The sequence below is a fragment of the Pseudomonas pudica genome, assembly GCF_015680405.1.
GTDB classification, from domain to species: domain Bacteria; phylum Pseudomonadota; class Gammaproteobacteria; order Pseudomonadales; family Pseudomonadaceae; genus Aquipseudomonas; species Aquipseudomonas pudica.
Window position 1 is genome coordinate 25140 of the sequence record NZ_JADLJS010000009.1, and the last position, 16009, is coordinate 41148.

Genomic DNA, 16009 nt, shown 5'->3' on the forward strand with positions numbered 1-16009 from the left:
CCTCGCACCTACAGGAACCAGCGGTATTCGCGGGCATCGATGTGGCGCATGAAGTCCAGTTGCTCCTGGTATTTGTTTTCGCAGTAGACCATCACGAATTCACTGCCCAGGCCCTCGTTCACCACCGGGTGGTGACGCATGGCGGCCAAGGCACTGAAGGCATCCTTGGGGAACTCGATGCCGCTCTGGCGGTTGTCGTTCAGCGGGGCGATGGGCTCGACGCCACGTTCCAGGCCATGCTCCATCCCGGTCAGGATGGCCGCCAGCACCAGGTACGGGTTGGCGTCGGCACCGGCGAGGCGGTGTTCGATGCGCAGGTTGCGCGGGTCGGACTCGGGGATGCGAATACACGCATCGCGGTCTTCGAAACCCCAGCTGGCCTTGCTCGCCGCGTTGACCATGGCGCCGTAACGGCGGTAGGCATTGTGGTTGGGGGCGAAGATCGGCATGCAGTGCGGCAGCAGCTCCAGGCACCCTGCCACCGCATGGCGCAGCTTGCGCTGGTCATCGCCGGCCAGGATGTTGTTGCCGGCGTTGTCGTACAGGCTGACGTGCACATGCATGCCGCTGCCCGGCGCGTCGAGGTACGGCTTGCTCATGAAGCTGGCTCGGTAGCCGTGCTTCATCGCGATACCGCGGGTGCTGCGGCAGAACAGCGCCGACCAGTCCGCCGCGCTCATGGCATCGTCGCTGTGCGAGAAGTTGATCTCGAACTGGCCCGGGCCCAGCTCCGCGGTGATCACGTTCGCCGGCACGCCCTGCTCGTTGGCGCCATCGACCATCTCGTGCAGCACCGGTGCGAAGCGCGACAGCCGCTCGATGTGCATGTTCGGCTGGTCGTCGTGGTCGTCGGTCGCCTTGTCGCGAGGGTACTGTGGCAGCCCGTTGTCGAGCTTGCGGTCGAACAGGTAGAACTCCAGCTCGAAGGCTACCACCGGGCGAATGCCGCGCCTGGCCAGGCGCTGGATCACCCTGGCCAGCACTTCACGGGGCTCGAACTCGATGGGCTTGGCGGTGCCGTCAGAGGTGATGAGCATCTGCGCGATCGGTTCCTTTTCCCAGCGCACCGGCTTGAGGGTACCCGGCACCAGGCGGCGGGCGGCATCCGGGTCGCCATCGGCGAAGCAGTAGTCACCGATCGGGTAGAGGCCACCTTGGGTGCCGAGCAGCACGCAGTTCTGCGGCAACTTCAGTGGCGCGCCGGCTGCGACTTTTTCCAGCATGTCCATGGGGTAGCGCTTGCCGTAGAAGTGCCCGGGGATATCCAGCGCAATCAGGTCGACATAGCGTATTTCTGGGTGCTGCGCTCGGAACGAGCGCACTTCAGTCAGCAGATCCGGAAAGACGACACTCATCTTCTTGTCCTTGTGAGGTGAACGAATTCAGTTGAAGACCCAGAGCACGCGGGTGGCTTTTTCCGTCAGGTTGGCGTAACGGAACTGCGCGTGGGGGTGCAGCTGGAAGCAGTCATTGGCCTGCAGGGTCACGGCGTCACCGTGGTCCAGCCAGACCGTGAGCTCGCCTTCGAGCACGAAACAACCCTGCTCGGAACGGTCAGTCAGGTACAGCTCGCCACTGCTGGCGCCTGGTTCGAGATGGCTGTCGAGCATGGAGAACGCGCCGCCGATGGTGGGCGAAGCCAGCACATCGGTGATACCCGACTCGAGGTACAGCGTGCGCCGCTCGTGGGGGCGCGTGACCCAACTGACGCTGCGTGGCTTGCTCAGGTTGTAGAAGTACGCGGTGGAAACGCCGAGCGCTTCGCTGATGGCGGTGAGGTCCGCCACGGTAGGGCGCGATACACCGCGCTCGACCTGAGACAGGAAGCCTACCGAGCGGTTGATGCGCTCGGCGAGTTCGCCCAGGGTCAGGTTCTTGAATTTGCGCAGGTCGTGAATAAGGATCGCGAGGGCTTCAACCTCTTCGTGCATCTTCATCGTTTGAGACTGCCGTGAAATTTTTAGAGTTATTTTTCATGAAAAATTACATGAAAAATTTCACGAGTCAAGCCGAAGCTGAAAATGTGAAGCCGCGAATGGAGATGTGGGGGGCAACTAGCAGCGAAGAGGCGTAACGAGAAAAGTACCTTGAAGCCCTCAGGAAGCCAGGGCCTGCGAACGCGGCCGTACCGGCATTTCATAGCGGTGCGGTTGCTGCCAGGCCAGCTGTGCCTGGACATCGACCGCCGCATCCATCACTTTCTGCGCCCAGTTCTCATCCTTGGGGCACACCACCACCACGCGAAAACCGTGGTCGACGCCTTCCAGCCGCACGCCTTCGGAATCATCGACATGCAGGTCGATATCGAAGGCCGACGGCAACTTCGAGGGCGCATTCTCAAGCCCGTTCACGGCAAGGATATGCTGGTGCCGGTCACTGTTGACCACGCCATCGACACGGATGCCGTAGAGCATCAGCCAACGGCGGATATAGGCCGGGGTGCGCCCCGACGAGGTGTAGATCCAGATGCTGCAGCCCTGGCGGCGCAGGTCGCGGATCAGCGCACGCGTGCCACTGCGCAGGGGTTCACCCAACCAGCGGTGGACGAACGCCGGCAGCTTGCTGTCCTCGGCGGCGGCGTGGTCGGCCTGGCAGGCGAGCGTGTCGTCGATATCGAACGAAATGCGTACCTGCGGGCGATTGAACGCGCGCTCGAAGGCTTGCCGCCCGCGCTGGAACAGAGAAGGGCTTTGCATCAGCGGCACCTCTCGTGCGCAGGCATGGATGTGCCGCCGAGGAAGAACTTGCCGGGCTCGGGCGCGTGCGCTTCAAGGAAAGCTGCATACTTTTTCTTGATCTTGGGTAGTTCGTACAAAGCCTTGACACCATGCTTGGCGGAGTTGCGTATGACCGAGGACGGGTTGAAGTAACCCTCGGCGTTGTCCAGCGACAGCACGAATGGCGGTAGCCCCGCGCGCATCAGCAAGTAGCTGACAATGAGCGACCCGGTGCGGTTGTTGCCTTCGATGAACAGCTGCGGCTTGCTCAGAATTCGAACGTAGACACCCGCCGCGCGCTTCCAGATCGAGTCGCTGCCATACGAGCAATACCAGTTGTAGAGGTCCTTGATGCCGCCCTCCACATTATTGAAAAAGTGCGCCTCGGTCGCCGCCAGGTGCGGGGCGAACTCCAGCCGGCGTGCCGGGTCGCTGCCGCACAGCACGGTGGCATTGATCTCCAGCATCAGGTTCAGTTGCTGAAGGTCGAAAAGGTCGACACCCCGGGCGACATAGTCGTCAATCAGGGCATAGCCTTCAACCACATTCAGCAGCACCTCGTCGGTGAATGGATCCCGCGGTTCGGTGAAATGCTGGCTGAGTTCGGCGAAGCGGGCCTGCACCTCACGCAGTGCGCGCTCTACCGCTGGCAGATCAAGACGACGCGTCGCTGGCATTGGAAATCCCTGGTAACACTTGAAGGAAGGTAACGCGGCCGGGTGTTGCAGCCTCCCTGACTGCAACACCCGGCCACCTTGGCAGGTACGGCCTCAGCTGAACTTGCCGCTGATGTAGTCGGCGGTCAGCTGCTCACGCGGGTTCTGGAAAATCTGCGTGGTCGGGCCCATTTCGACCAGGTAACCGGTACGGGTGCCTTTGGAGATGTCGACCGAGAAGAACGCGGTGGTGTCGGCCACACGAATCGCCTGCTGCATGTTGTGGGTCACCAGGGCAATGGTGTAGTCCTTTTTCAACTCGACCATCAGCTCCTCCACCCGGCGGGTGGCAATCGGGTCGAGTGCCGAGCAGGGTTCGTCCAGCAACAACACTTCCGGCTCGGTGGCGATGGCGCGGGCGATGCACAGACGCTGTTGCTGGCCGCCGGACAGGGCCAGGCCGCTGACCTTGAGCTTGTCCTTCACCTCGTCCCACAGCGCGGCGCCCTGCAGCGCGTGCTTGACGCGGTCGCCGATGTCGCCCTTGTAGCGGTTCAGGCGCAGGCCGAAGGCGACGTTGTCGAAGATGCTCATGGAGAACGGGTTGGGCTGCTGGAACACCATGCCGATGTAGCGGCGCACCACCACAGGGTCGACGCCCTTGCCGTAGACATCCTGGCCCAGGAAGTGCACATGGCCTTCGAAGCGGAAGCCCTTCACCAGGTCGTTCATGCGGTTGAGGCTACGCAGCACGGTGCTCTTGCCGCAGCCGGACGGCCCGATGAAACCGGTGATCTCGTTCTTGCGGATCGGCACATGGCTGTCGCGAACGGCCATGAAATTGCCGTAGAAGATCTTGTCCAGCTTGCAGTCCATGACGATGGGGGCTTCGCTGACCACGGGAGCGGCTTTTGGCGCAGTGGATACGTTCAAGGTCGGATGCTCCCTTTCTCAATACTTGGGCTTGCCGAATATTCGGCTCAGAATGTTGATTACCAGCACGATCATCACCAGTACCAGCGAGGCCGCCCAGGCGAGCTCGAGCTGGTTGTCGAATGGCATGCCGGAGAAGTTGTAGATCAGTACGGCCAGTGAAGCCGTCGGGTTCATGACCGCCAGGTCGCCGTCATGCAGGATCCAGTAGTTGCTGAACAGCGCGGTGAACAGCAGCGGCGCGGTCTCGCCGGCGGCACGGGCCACGGCCAGCATGACACCGGTGAGGATGGCCGGCAGGCCGGTGGGCAGAACGATTTTCCAGATTACCTGGGCACGGGTGCAGCCCATGCCGTAGGCGGCATCCTTCATGATCTTGGGCACCATCTTCATCGACTCTTCAGCGGTCAGCACGACGATGGGCAGCATCAGCACCGCCAGGGCCACACCACCTGCCGGCGCGGAGTAGGTGCCGGTGGTCATCACCACCAGGGCGTAGGCGAACACGCCGGCCAGGATCGACGGCAGGCCGGTTAGCATCTTGGCGGCGAAGCGCGCGGCGTTGGCCAGCTTGCTGTCCGGGCCGAGTTCGGCCAGGAACACCGCGGCAAGGATACCGACCGGCACGGCGATGGCGGCAGCGATGCCGACCATGACGAAAGTACCGGCCATGGCGTTGCCAAAGCCCCCGCCCATCTCGAAGCCGGTGGGTGGCAGCTCGGTGAACACCTCCAGGTTGAGGCGTGCGCCGCCGCGAGTGATCAGCATGTACAGCACGGAAATCAGCGGCACGCTGGCCACCAGTGCCGCGAACCATGCCAGCGTGGTCAACAACAGGCTGCGCAGGGAACGGCCTTCAAGCTTGCGCTGCAGGCTGGGCAACGCGTTTGCAGGGGTGGTGAGGTTGGTCATCATTTGTTACCCCGCTGGGCGTAGAGCATGATCATCGAGCCGAGCACGTTCACCAGCAGGGTGATGAACATCAGTACCAGTGCGGCGTACATCAGCACCTCGACCTCGTTCGGGCCGGCCTCCGGGAAGTTCAGGGCCAGCAAGGCCGCCAGCGTGTTGGCCGGGGCGAACAAGGACAGGGAAATGTTGTTGGCATTGCCCACCAGCATGGCCAGCGCCATGGTTTCACCCAGCGCACGGCCCAGGCCGAGCACCAGCGAACCGAAGATGCCGGTGGCTGCCGATGGCACCATTACCTTGAGGATGGCCTCCCAATGGGTGGCGCCCAGGCCGTAGGCGGCCTGCTTGGTCTTCATCGGCACGCTGGTCAGGGCGTCCTGCGAAACGGCGGCGATGGTCGGCAGGATCATGATCGCCAGCACCAGCGCGGCAGGCAGCAGCCCGGGGCCGCTCAGGGAAGTGCCGAAAAAGGGAATCCAGCCCAGCTCGCTGTTCAGCCAGGTGGTCAGCGGGCGAATGGCCGGGATGACCACATAGATCCCCCACAGGCCGTAGACGACGCTGGGGATGGCTGCGAGCAGTTCGACGATGGTGCGGAACACCGCCGCCAGCCTGGCCGGGAGGAAGTCCTGGGTCAGGAAGATGGCCATGCTGACGCCGAAGAAACCGGCGATCAACAGGGCGATCAGGGCGCTGTAGAGCGTGCCCCAGATCGCTGGCAAAATTCCGTACTTGCCTTGGTTGACGTCCCAGACACTACCGAACAGCACGTCAAAGCCGTGCTTCTCGATGCCAGGCAGTGCCTTGCGGCCCACTTCGTAGACCAGCGCGAAGACCAGCGCCAGCACCAGCACCACACCGATGCGTGCAAGCGCACGGAAGGTGCGATCAACCAGGAAGTCTTTCGCAGACGGTGGCTGGCACGCGGAGTCGGGATTGGCCGGGATGGCGAAAGGAGTGTTCATTGGCAAGTTCCGGGACAGAGGGCAAACACACCCGGTATGGCCACCAGACCACACCGGGAGCGCCTGGGCGTGTTACTGGATGTTTGCGGACGCTTTGCGTACCTGATCGACAACCGACGGTGGCAGCGGGATGTAGCCCATCGAGTCGGCGATCTTCTGGCCTTCGGTCAGGCTGTATTCGACCATTTCGCGCATGGCCTTGGCCTTGGCCGGGTTACCGTTGTCCTTGCGGAAGATCATCCAGGTGTAGGAGGTGATCGGGTAGGACTTGGCACCGTCCGGGTCAGGCAGCCAGGCCACCAGGTTTTCCGGCATCTTCACCGCCGCCAGAGCCTCGGCACCGCTCTCGGCGTTCGGCACGACGTATTGGCCGGCCTTGTTCTGCAGCTGGGCGAAGTCGACCTTGGCCAGCTTGGCGAAGCCGTATTCGATGTAGCCGATGGCACCTGGGGTCTGGCGGACGGTGGCGGTTACACCGTCGTTTTTCGGCGACTTGATGAACTTGTCGCTGGCCGGCCAGTTGACGGTATTGCCTTCACCCAGCGCTTGCTTGAAGTCAGCGTTGATGGCCGACAGGTGCTTGGTGAATACCGCAGTGGTACCGCTGGAGTCGGCACGCACGACCACGGTGATCGGGGTAGCTGGCAGTTTCAGCTCAGGGTTGGCCGCGACGATCTGCGGGTCGTTCCACTGGGTGATCTTGCCGAGGAAGATGTTGGAGTACACATCGCGTGGCAGCTTCAACCCTTTAGGGTTGCCTGGCAGGTTGTAAGCCAGGACGATTTCACCGGCGGTCATCGGCAGCAACTGCACGCCCTCGCCGACCTTGGCGATTTCTTCGGCTTTCATGGCCGAGTCGCTGGCGGCGAAGTCGACGGTCTTGTTCAGAAAGTCCTGGACACCCGCCCCGCTCCCCTTGGACTGGTAGTCAACGGTGACACCGTCGGTTTCCTTGCTGAAGGCCTTGAACCAGGTCAGGTAGATCGGTGCCGGGAAGCTGGCGCCGGAACCGGTCAGGCGGACGTTCTCTGCGGCGAAGGATGCCGAGGTGGCGCAAACAGAAACGGCAACGGCGAGTGCAGCAGACTTCATCAGGCGTATCATCGAAAAGTGCTCCGTGTGATGGCCGGCACACTTTGCAGCAGCAATGTTACAGCTTTGTGACCAATGAATGGCAGGCCCCACGGTAGAGCCGTCTGGCGGCGCCATCACGGCAACATCAGTGACCATAGCCCTGGACGGGTTCCTGTCTCGACCCTAAGGCCTCGATGTGTCGGTTGAATGACTGTTTGCAGTGGGCAACCGGTTTCCGGGCACCGCTGGTCGGATACCGGGCACTTGGGCGTCGCTGCGGCATTCAACCGCTCATGCAAACCAGACGGGAGCGAATGCCATGCCACGCGGCGACAAGGACAAATACACCGACAAGCAGAAGCGCAAAGCCGAACATATCGAGGAAAGCTACGAGCACAAAGGCGTACCGAAAGACCAGGCTGAAGCGCGCGCCTGGGCCACCGTAAACAAACAGTCCGGGGGTGGTGAGAAGAAAGGCGGCTCGGGCAAGGCCACCTCTTCCAGCGAGAAGAAGACTGCCCGCTCGGACTCGGCCAAACGGGCGGCGAAGTCACGTCAAGGTCATTCCCGTACATCGGACAGTTCCCTGGAAACCCAGAGCAAGCAAAGCCTGATGAAGGAAGCGCGCAGCAAAGACATCAAGGGGCGCTCCACCATGACCAAGGCACAATTGGTGGAAGCGCTCAAGCACGCATGACGCAAGCCTTTGGCCACCCGCGCAATAGCGCCGCCTGGGCCAGGCGCGATCTTGTGGGAGCGGGCGTGCCCGCGAGAATGCAACGCGGTGCATGGCACCGGCTACGCCGGTGTTCGCGGGTGAACCCGCTCCCACAGGGACCGAGCACGCCTGAAAAAATCGACTCATGCAGACATGTAGATGCCACTACGAGCCCGGCAGCGGTACTGCCTCAGAGGGCAAAAAAACTCACTACCCTTGCTGTGACAACCACGCAAAAACCCAGCAAGCAGATCACCCCGATGCCATAAAGCACGGTACGCAACGGCTGCACCCTCGCCAGGTAGGCCCACGTATACAAGAGCTTGGCCGCAGTGAACACGATGCTCAACCAGACGTTGGGCCCCGCCGCTGTCTCGAGGTCAATGGCGAGCCCGCAGAGCGCGAAGAATACCGGGATATTTTCCATGTCGTTAGCCCACACCCTGGCGGCCTGGGGGACCATTTGGCCAATGCAGAGGAGAATGCTGGTGGCGAGTGGTGAGCTCGAGATCGGTGCCCCACTCCATTGATGCAAATCAAGCCGCCGGCCCCGGTTCGCGCGACGATGGCTGTCAGCAAGGAACGAATCGACAACCGCCATGCGCATCGTGCTCAAGGTCATCGCCATCGATCACCGCGCGCGGCTTTGGACAAGGAGCCCCCCACATGAGCCCGCTGGACCACATACTGGTAGCCACCGACCTGTCTACCTCCGCCCGCAACGCGGCAGAGCGCGCTGCGCACCTGAGCAAGGAGCAGCAGGCAGCGCTGGACCTGCTGTACGTTGCCAATCCGGCCCCCTTCGAGCGCCTGAAGCAGTTGGTGGCACCGGGTGACGATCTGCTGAAGCGCGTACTGGATACCGCTGGCGAAAAAATTCGCGCACTGGCTGCAATGCTGTTCCAGCGCCATGACATCGCCGCTGGCGTGCAGGTCGCGCATGGTTCGGTGACCACAGAGATCACCCGTGTAGTGCAGGACAAGCGCAGCGACCTGCTGGTGTGTGGGGCGAAGGGCCAGAGCGTGGCGCGGCGCCTGCTGCTGGGCTCCACTGTACAGAAGATGCTGAACTGCATGCCCTGCCCTTTGCTGGTGGTCAAGCAGGCGCCTCGCGATACCTACCGGACCTTGCTGGTTGCAGTTGATTTTTCGCCTTCGTCACTGCGCTCCATCGAACTGGCAAGGGCCGTTGCTCCACAGGCCGAGATCATTCTGTTGCATGTGTACGAGGCACCGTTCGAAGGCAGCATGCGCTTCGCCCACATCGACCATGACACGCTTACGCACTACCGCAATGTCATCCGCAAGGATGCGCTGAAGCAGCTCGCGGCCTTGAGCGAAACCGCCGGAGTGGCAGATGCTCGGCAAATCGTGGTGCATGGCGACCCAGGCTGGCGGATTGCCGAGCAGGAACAACAGCTGGAATGCGACCTGATCGTGATCGGCAAGCAAGGGGAAAGCGCGCTTGAAGAGCTGCTGATAGGCAGCGTCACCAAGCATGTGCTGAACGAATCCCAGTGCGATGTGCTGGTGTCGCCATAGGATGCAGGTGATGTGGAGGACGCTTGCGTGTCCTTCGCGGACAACACATGACTCATTGGTTCAGTGAGGTTTTGCAGGAGTAGCCTTGTACTGCTCCTGCAAGAAGCTTCGAGCGGCGATGGGCGCTCTGCACAAGGCGTTTCATCGATTACGCTGATGATTACTATCGAGCGACCCGCATGTTGGCCAGGCGAAAGCGCCCCCTATAATCGCCAGCAAATTTCCCCCGCTCCTTGCGCCTGCTTCAGGCGACATCCCTCTCTTGGAATCCAATACCATGCCAAGTGCCAACCAGGCCCCTAGCGGCCTCCCCGAACATGATCAACAAAGCGTCAGCCAGCAGTGGCTGGCAATCCTTTCGGTCGCCGTCGGCGCCTTCGCCCTGGTGACCAGCGAGTTCCTGCCGGTTGGCGTACTCAACGATGTCGCCAGCGACCTGGGCATCAGTGCAGGCCACGCCGGCCTGATGGTCACCCTGCCCGGCATCATGGCCGCCCTCGCCGCCCCACTGCTGTCAGTGGGGATTGGCGCTCTGGACCGTCGCTATCTGCTGATCGGGCTGACACTGATCATGATCATCGCCAACGCGGTAGTGGCGTACGCCAGTGACTTCAACCTGCTGCTGTTCGGCCGCGTGCTGCTGGGCGTGAGTATCGGCGGTTTCTGGGCGACAGCCATTGCCCTCAGCGGTCGCCTGGCGCCCAGGGGCGTGGGCGTAGCCCAGGCCACCTCCATCATCATGGTCGGCGTAACCCTGGCCACCGTGCTGGGCGTGCCGGTAGGCACCTGGTTGAGCGGCCTGCTGGGCTGGCGCATGACCTTCCTGGTAACCGCGCTGCTGGGCGTACCGGTGCTGCTGGCGCAGATCCTGTTGCTACCGCGGCTCAACCCGGACAAGGCCATTCGCATCAGCGACCTGCCAGCCCTGTTCATCAACCCACAGGCGCGGGTTGGCCTGATCGCCGTGTTGCTGATCGGTCTGGCGCACTTTGCCGCGTACACCTATGTCGCCCCTTTCTTCAAACAAAGCTCCGGCTTCGATGGGCCGACCATTGGCTCGTTGCTGCTGCTTTATGGCGTGGCCGGGGTATTCGGCAATATCTTCGCCGGTTTCGCCGCCAACCGCAGCGTACGTCACACCCTGCTGCTGGTAGCGTTGATGATTGGCAGCAGCACCGCCCTGTTCCCTCACTTCGCTACCGGCATGACCGGTGCGGCGATGCTGATCGGGTTGTGGGGCTTCGCCTTCGGCGCATTCCCGGCCTGCGCCAGTATCTGGATGTTCGTCGTCGCGCCCAAGGATGTCGAACGTGGCATGCCGCTGTTCGTTGCAATGTTCCAGGTGATCATTGCGCTGGGCTCGTTCTTCGGCGGGCGGATCGTCGACCAGCTGGGCAGCTCGGTGCTGTTGAGCCTGGCCACGGCCCTGGTGGGCTGCGGTTTCGCTACGGTGCTGGTGTTGGGCCGTAATGTCAGCAACAGCCTGGCGGCGCAACCTGGCTGAGTACCCCATCGCCGGCAAGCCAGCTCCCACAGAGCCCGCGTAAGTACTCTTGAAGTCTGCGCTGTACCTGTGGGAGCTGGCTTGCCGACGATGGGCGGCAAAGCGGTTCCCGAATTGCTTGACTGACAGGTATTGGGGCGCTGGCTGATTTTTTTACGCTCTTTTTACGGCTGAGCCAACACGCAGAAGGAATACTGGGCGCGCGATGCTCAGGGATGGCATGCATTTTCTACCCGCCAGTCCAGAGAAGCCCTTCGTGAGCCAGTCCACCGTCATCGCAAATCAGTCTCTTCCCGGCAAGTCCAACCCCATCGGCATGCTCGTCGCCGCTGTCGGCGTAGTGTATGGCGACATCGGCACCAGCCCGCTGTACACCCTCAAGGAAGTGTTCGCCGGGCACTACGGTGTGCAGGCCAACACTGCCGGTGTACTCGGCGTACTGTCACTGGTGTTCTGGTCGTTGCTCTGGGTGGTATCGCTCAAGTACGTACTGTTCATCCTGCGCGCCGACAACCAGGGCGAAGGTGGCATCATGGCCCTGACTGCCCTGGCGCATCGCGCAGCGGCTCCCTACCAGCGACTGGGCAGGATACTGGTGCTGCTCGGCCTGTTCGGCGCTGCGCTGTTCTACGGTGACAGCATGATCACGCCGGCGATTTCCGTGCTATCGGCCGTGGAGGGGCTGCAATTGGCCTTCGACGGTATCGAACATTGGGTCGTTCCTCTGTCGGTGGTGGTGCTGGTGGCGCTGTTCCTGATCCAGAAGCACGGCACCGCGCGCATCGGCATTCTATTCGGGCCGATCATGGTGCTGTGGTTCGTCGTGCTGGGTGCGCTTGGCCTGCACGGCATCGTCCAGCGGCCGGAGGTGCTGCAGGCACTCAACCCGCTCTGGGCGGTAAAGTTCTTCGTGCTGCACCCAGGCATGGGGGTGGCGATTCTGGGCGCGGTGGTGCTGGCGTTGACCGGCGCCGAAGCACTCTATGCAGACATGGGTCACTTCGGCCGCAAACCCATCGCCCGGGCCTGGTTCCTGCTGGTGCTGCCCGGCTTGGTGCTGAACTACTTCGGCCAGGGCGCGCTGATCCTCGGCGACCCGCAGGCAGTGCGCAACCCGTTTTACCTGCTGGCGCCCGAATGGGCCCTGCTGCCCATGGTCGGGCTGGCCACGCTGGCCACCATCATCGCCTCCCAGGCCGTGATCTCCGGTGCGTTCTCGTTGACGCGCCAAGCCATCCAGCTGGGTTACGTACCGCGCATGTTCATCCAGCACACCTCCAGCGAGGAACAAGGGCAGATCTACATCGGCATGGTGAACTGGGCGCTGATGGTTGGCGTGGTGCTGCTGGTGGTCGGCTTCGAGTCGTCCGGGGCGCTTGCGGCAGCCTACGGCGTAGCCGTGACCGGGACGATGCTGATCACCACGCTGCTGGCCTCGGCAGTGGTGCTGTTGCTGTGGAAGGCACCACGCTGGCTGGCGGTGCCGATGCTGCTGGCGTTCCTGCTGGTCGACAGCCTGTATTTCGCCGCCAATGCGCCGAAGATTCTACAGGGCGGCGCATTTCCGGTGATCGCGGGCCTGGCGCTGTTCACCCTGATGACTACCTGGAAGCGCGGGCGGCGGATGATCGTCGAACGGCTGGACGAAAGCTCGCTACCGCTGGAGCTGTTCATTACCAGCCTCAAAGCCCAGCCGCCTCACCGCGTGGGCGGCACTGCCGTGTTCCTGTCCGCCAGGCCCGAGGCGGTGCCTCACGCCTTGCTGCATAACCTGCTGCATAACCAGGTACTGCATGAACAAGTGGTGCTGTTGACTGTCGTGTTCGAGGACGAGCCACGGGTCAGCGCTGGCAAGCGCTTTGGGGTCGAGGCTTTTGGGGACGGTTTCTTCCGCGTGAACCTGCATTTCGGTTTCATGGAGGAGCCCGATGTGCCGTTGGCGTTAAGCCGCTGCCAACGTGCCGACCTTGAGTTCGGCCCCATGCGCACCACTTATTTCCTCAGCCGCGAAACGGTCATTGCAGGCAGGCAGATGGGCATGGCTCGCTGGCGGGAGCACTTGTTTGCCTTCTTGCTGAAGAATGCCAACAGCAACCTGAAGTACTTCAAGCTGCCACTGAACCGGGTGATCGAGCTTGGCACGCAGGTCGAGATATGAGCAGTCAGGAGCCACGATCCTTCTGTCAGGGCGACAGAACTTGCAAGGCCGCCGCATGTCTTACCAGCACCTGAGCTCTACCCGCGCCGTTGGAGGCGAAACAACATGAGAAAAACCCTGGTGGCCGTCTTTGCGTGTGCTCTGGCATTCGGCGCAACGGCATTGTTACCTGCCGATATCTCGCCGATGGGGTCTGCGTATGCCAAGGGCGGTGGTGGCGGTGGTGGTGGCGGTGGCGGTGGCGGTGGCGGTGGCGGTGGCGGTGGCGGTGGCGGCCACGGTGGTGGTGGCCACGGCGGCGGCAATGGCGGTGGACATGGCGCCGGCATGGGTGGGCACAATGGCACTGGCAATGGTGCGGGCCTCGCGGGTGACCACGCCGGCAAGGCTACGCGCGATCATGGTGTGAGCGGCAATCATTATGGGAGCTCACGTAACCAGGACAACGGCCATGGGACTACCACCTCAGGTATTGCCCAGTCCAAGGATACTCGCGGCTTGACGAAATCTACCGCTATCTCGGGGACTACGCCCGGTGACCATAATGCCAAGGGGCTGAGCGGCGCGGTACAAAACTCCTCCAAGAATGATCGATGAACTGAAGGCTGCCAGGTACTGAATGGGCCTGGCAGCCGCTTCGTCGAACGGCTGCGCACCGCGGAACTTAAAAGGCAACCTTATGTCGTATCCGCACTCAAGCTCCCCCCTGCGCCTTCTGGAGGCGAAACAAACATGAAAAAAACCCTGGTAGCCGTCTTTACTTGTGCCCTGGCGCTCGGCGCAACTGCATTGTTGCCTGCCGATGTCTCGCCGATTGGTTCCGCATATGCCAAAGGTAATGGCAATGGCGGCGGCAAAGGTGGGTTCAATGGTAATGGCGCCGGCTACGAGAGTGATCATGCCGGCAAGGCCACCCGCAACCATGGCGAGAGCGGCAATCACTATGGCAGCCTGCGCAATGATGACAACGGCCGTGGCACTACCCGGTCCGGTATTGCCCATTCCAAGGAACACAACAAGGCCGGGCGCTCCTCTTCGAAGCATGATCGATAACTGAAAGCGCACATGGCGTGCCCGCGAACCGGACGATGCGGTTGGTGGATGGCACCGGCTGCGCCGGTGTTCGGGGGCTCGCCCGCGCCTGCAGTCTGGTGCCCGCCAGACCTCAGACCCTGAACCGCCCTACCAACGCCGTCATCTCCCCCACCAACCCCGACAACGCCTTGCTCGCCTCACTGGTCTGCTGCGCCCCCGCTGCCGAGGATGTCGACAGCTCGCGAATGTTCAGCAGGTTGCGGTCCACCTCTCGCGCCACCTGGGCCTGCTCTTCGGCTGCGCTGGCAATCACCAGGTTACGCTCGTTGATCTCGCCGATCGCACTGTAGATACCCTCCAGCACCTGCCCCGAAGCCAGGGTCACGTCCAGTGTCGACTGGGCGCGGCTGGTACTGGCCTGCATCGAGGCCACGGCCGCTTCGGTACCCGCCTGCACGCGCCCGATCATCTGCTCGATTTCCTGGGTCGACTGTTGCGTGCGGTACGCCAACGTACGCACTTCATCGGCCACCACCGCAAAGCCGCGCCCGGCTTCGCCGGCACGGGCGGCCTCGATGGCGGCATTGAGCGCCAGAAGGTTGGTTTGCTCGGACACCGAGCGAATCACTTCCAGCACCTTGCCGATATCCCGCACCTGCCCGACCAGTTGCTCCAGATGAGCGCTGCTGGCCTGGATTTCCCGAGTCATGGCCTCGGTGCCGTCGATGTTGTCGCTGACTTGCCGCCGGCTTTGCGCTGCCAGCTGGTTGGATTCGCTGGTGGTCTGCGAGGTGGTGATGGCATTGCGCGCGACCTCCTCCACGGCCGTGGTCATTTCGGTGACGGCGGTGGCGGCCTGCTCAAGCTCCTGGCCCTGCTGGCGCAGGTTGTTGGCACTTTCCTCGGTGACGGTATTCAACGCCGCGGCAGCTGCGTCCAGTTGCCTGGCACAGCTGCTGATCTGCCCCAGGGTGTCGCGCTGGCTCTGCTGCATGCGTTCAAGTTCATGGAACAGCTGGCCGATCTCGTTACCGCCCTGCCCCTGCACCGGCACGCTCAGGTCGCCACCGGCAATGCGCTGGAAGTGCCGCCCTGCTTCGCGCAGCGGGTGCAGCACGCGCTGGGCAACAAAGGCCCAGCACAGCACCGCCAACAACAGCGTCACGCCCAACAGCCCCAGGCTCAGCAATTGCGCACGCGCCAGGCGCCGGTCGGATTCCAGCATGATCTGCTGACCGCGCTCACTCAATGCCCCTACCAGTTGCTGGCGCAAAGCCTGCAGCCGGCCCATGGCGTTACCGGCGTCGGTATTGACCTTGAAATACTGCTCGAGCGAACGTTGACGGGTTGCCTCACGCTGCCCCGCGACCGCCTTGGCGTACTCTCCATAGGTGGCCTGCAGGGCGGTTGCCAGCGCGTGCAGCCCAGGCTCGCGGGCGTTTTCGACAAACTCGTCCACCAGCTTCTGGCTCTTGTCGTTCAGCTCGACCGACATCGCCATGCGCTTGCTGGCACTTTCCTCATGGCCACCCAACTGCTCGATGAAGCCTGAAGATACATTGGCGCTGGCGCGAATCGCCATCAGCAACGCATTGTTCAACCGGTCCGACTGGTGCGCGGTCTGGTCCAGTTCGTTGATCTGCTGGTCGCTACCCACCGCAGCCCGCCAGGCACTGACGGTGGAAAACAGCAGGGTCACGCTGAACAGCGACAGCACCCAGAACATTCCGGTGCGGATCTTCAGGTTGGCAAGCATGCGGGCAGTACTCCTTGTTGGCACCACTTCTGGTCGATG

General features: G+C 62.5%; 16 protein-coding genes. 6 read left to right on the forward strand and 10 right to left on the reverse strand.

Going from position 1 to position 16009, the window contains the following annotated elements; all coding sequences use genetic code 11:
* Window positions 1-8: 8 nt before the first annotated feature.
* The 8 genes from IRZ77_RS09335 to pstS all read right to left on the reverse strand — a co-directional run bounded on the left by IRZ77_RS09335 (window position 9) and on the right by pstS (window position 7287).
* Complete coding sequence (locus IRZ77_RS09335) at window positions 9-1355, reverse strand: glutamine synthetase family protein (protein WP_046613910.1); 1347 nt, start codon at window positions 1353-1355, stop codon at window positions 9-11.
* Window positions 1356-1382: 27 nt separating this feature from the next.
* The gene (locus IRZ77_RS09340) at window positions 1383-1937 is read right to left on the reverse strand and encodes a helix-turn-helix domain-containing protein (protein ID WP_015270026.1); all 555 of its coding nucleotides are present in this window, start codon (window positions 1935-1937) and stop codon (window positions 1383-1385) included.
* Between the two features lie 159 nt (window positions 1938-2096).
* On the reverse strand, window positions 2097-2696 hold the full coding sequence (locus tag IRZ77_RS09345) for a hypothetical protein (RefSeq protein WP_046613911.1): 600 nt from the start codon (window positions 2694-2696) through the stop codon (window positions 2097-2099).
* Window positions 2696-3394 carry a hypothetical protein gene (locus IRZ77_RS09350; protein ID WP_196173372.1) on the reverse strand — a complete coding sequence of 233 codons (699 nt, stop codon included), beginning with the start codon at window positions 3392-3394 and terminating at the stop codon, window positions 2696-2698. Before IRZ77_RS09350 ends, IRZ77_RS09345 begins: the two co-directional genes overlap by 1 nt.
* Before the next feature lie 93 nt (window positions 3395-3487).
* Window positions 3488-4249, reverse strand: coding sequence for a phosphate ABC transporter ATP-binding protein PstB (gene pstB, locus IRZ77_RS09355; RefSeq protein WP_031324478.1), 762 nt, complete (start codon window positions 4247-4249; stop codon window positions 3488-3490).
* 75 nt (window positions 4250-4324) lie between these two features.
* Window positions 4325-5218, reverse strand: coding sequence for a phosphate ABC transporter permease PstA (gene pstA / locus IRZ77_RS09360; protein WP_196173450.1), 894 nt, complete (start codon window positions 5216-5218; stop codon window positions 4325-4327).
* Window positions 5218-6183: a phosphate ABC transporter permease subunit PstC gene (gene pstC, locus IRZ77_RS09365; protein ID WP_013972145.1), complete on the reverse strand. Its 966-nt coding sequence runs from the start codon at window positions 6181-6183 to the stop codon at window positions 5218-5220. The genes pstA and pstC overlap by 1 nt, the downstream gene beginning before the upstream one ends.
* A gap of 72 nt (window positions 6184-6255) precedes the next feature.
* On the reverse strand, window positions 6256-7287 hold the full coding sequence (gene pstS / locus IRZ77_RS09370; RefSeq protein ID WP_046613914.1) for a phosphate ABC transporter substrate-binding protein PstS: 1032 nt from the start codon (window positions 7285-7287) through the stop codon (window positions 6256-6258).
* A 289-nt stretch (window positions 7288-7576) separates the two neighbouring features.
* On the opposite strand from pstS, the gene IRZ77_RS09375 reads away from it, so the two are divergent.
* Window positions 7577-7954, forward strand: coding sequence for a termination factor Rho (locus tag IRZ77_RS09375; protein ID WP_085598299.1), 378 nt, complete (start codon window positions 7577-7579; stop codon window positions 7952-7954).
* 211 nt (window positions 7955-8165) lie between these two features.
* Here IRZ77_RS09375 and IRZ77_RS09380 read toward each other — a convergent pair whose 3' ends face one another.
* Entirely contained in the window at window positions 8166-8603 is a 438-nt protein-coding gene (locus IRZ77_RS09380; RefSeq protein ID WP_230388096.1) for an MAPEG family protein, read from the reverse strand.
* A gap of 38 nt (window positions 8604-8641) precedes the next feature.
* Between IRZ77_RS09380 and IRZ77_RS09385 the strand changes: the two genes are divergently transcribed.
* The 5 genes from IRZ77_RS09385 (at window position 8642) to IRZ77_RS09405 (ending at window position 14232) form a co-directional block, all read left to right on the forward strand.
* The gene (locus IRZ77_RS09385) at window positions 8642-9517 is read left to right on the forward strand and encodes a universal stress protein (protein ID WP_153671024.1); all 876 of its coding nucleotides are present in this window, start codon (window positions 8642-8644) and stop codon (window positions 9515-9517) included.
* 277 nt (window positions 9518-9794) lie between these two features.
* Entirely contained in the window at window positions 9795-11021 is a 1227-nt protein-coding gene (locus IRZ77_RS09390; RefSeq protein ID WP_046613917.1) for an MFS transporter, read from the forward strand.
* A 316-nt stretch (window positions 11022-11337) separates the two neighbouring features.
* On the forward strand, window positions 11338-13179 hold the full coding sequence (locus IRZ77_RS09395; RefSeq protein ID WP_230386324.1) for a potassium transporter Kup: 1842 nt from the start codon (window positions 11338-11340) through the stop codon (window positions 13177-13179).
* A gap of 105 nt (window positions 13180-13284) precedes the next feature.
* Window positions 13285-13776, forward strand: a complete 492-nt coding sequence (locus IRZ77_RS26920; protein WP_230386318.1) for a hypothetical protein — start codon at window positions 13285-13287, stop codon at window positions 13774-13776.
* A 135-nt stretch (window positions 13777-13911) separates the two neighbouring features.
* Window positions 13912-14232: a hypothetical protein gene (locus IRZ77_RS09405; RefSeq protein ID WP_015270018.1), complete on the forward strand. Its 321-nt coding sequence runs from the start codon at window positions 13912-13914 to the stop codon at window positions 14230-14232.
* Between the two features lie 112 nt (window positions 14233-14344).
* On the opposite strand, the gene IRZ77_RS09410 is transcribed toward IRZ77_RS09405, so the two are convergent.
* Window positions 14345-15970, reverse strand: a complete 1626-nt coding sequence (locus IRZ77_RS09410) for a methyl-accepting chemotaxis protein (RefSeq protein ID WP_046613919.1) — start codon at window positions 15968-15970, stop codon at window positions 14345-14347.
* Between the last annotated feature and the right edge of the window lie 39 nt (window positions 15971-16009).

Excerpts from the sequence above, each read along its gene's own strand:
- IRZ77_RS09350 (WP_196173372.1), bottom strand. The coding sequence starts at position 3,394 with ATGCCAGCGACGCGTCGTCTTGATCTGCCAGCGGTAGAGCGCGCACTG.
- IRZ77_RS09395 (WP_230386324.1), top strand. The coding sequence starts at position 11,338 with ATGCTCGTCGCCGCTGTCGGCGTAGTGTATGGCGACATCGGCACCAGC.
- IRZ77_RS09385 (WP_153671024.1), top strand. The coding sequence starts at position 8,642 with ATGAGCCCGCTGGACCACATACTGGTAGCCACCGACCTGTCTACCTCC.
- IRZ77_RS09345 (WP_046613911.1), bottom strand. The coding sequence starts at position 2,696 with ATGCAAAGCCCTTCTCTGTTCCAGCGCGGGCGGCAAGCCTTCGAGCGC.
- IRZ77_RS09375 (WP_085598299.1), top strand. The coding sequence starts at position 7,577 with ATGCCACGCGGCGACAAGGACAAATACACCGACAAGCAGAAGCGCAAA.
- IRZ77_RS09390 (WP_046613917.1), top strand. The coding sequence starts at position 9,795 with ATGCCAAGTGCCAACCAGGCCCCTAGCGGCCTCCCCGAACATGATCAA.
- IRZ77_RS09410 (WP_046613919.1), bottom strand. The coding sequence starts at position 15,970 with ATGCTTGCCAACCTGAAGATCCGCACCGGAATGTTCTGGGTGCTGTCG.
- IRZ77_RS09340 (WP_015270026.1), bottom strand. The coding sequence starts at position 1,937 with ATGAAGATGCACGAAGAGGTTGAAGCCCTCGCGATCCTTATTCACGAC.
- pstA (WP_196173450.1), bottom strand. The coding sequence starts at position 5,218 with ATGACCAACCTCACCACCCCTGCAAACGCGTTGCCCAGCCTGCAGCGC.
- IRZ77_RS09335 (WP_046613910.1), bottom strand. The coding sequence starts at position 1,355 with ATGAGTGTCGTCTTTCCGGATCTGCTGACTGAAGTGCGCTCGTTCCGA.
- pstS (WP_046613914.1), bottom strand. The coding sequence starts at position 7,287 with ATGATACGCCTGATGAAGTCTGCTGCACTCGCCGTTGCCGTTTCTGTT.
- pstB (WP_031324478.1), bottom strand. The coding sequence starts at position 4,249 with ATGGACTGCAAGCTGGACAAGATCTTCTACGGCAATTTCATGGCCGTT.
- IRZ77_RS26920 (WP_230386318.1), top strand. The coding sequence starts at position 13,285 with ATGAGAAAAACCCTGGTGGCCGTCTTTGCGTGTGCTCTGGCATTCGGC.
- IRZ77_RS09380 (WP_230388096.1), bottom strand. The coding sequence starts at position 8,603 with ATGGCGATGACCTTGAGCACGATGCGCATGGCGGTTGTCGATTCGTTC.
- IRZ77_RS09405 (WP_015270018.1), top strand. The coding sequence starts at position 13,912 with ATGAAAAAAACCCTGGTAGCCGTCTTTACTTGTGCCCTGGCGCTCGGC.
- pstC (WP_013972145.1), bottom strand. The coding sequence starts at position 6,183 with ATGAACACTCCTTTCGCCATCCCGGCCAATCCCGACTCCGCGTGCCAG.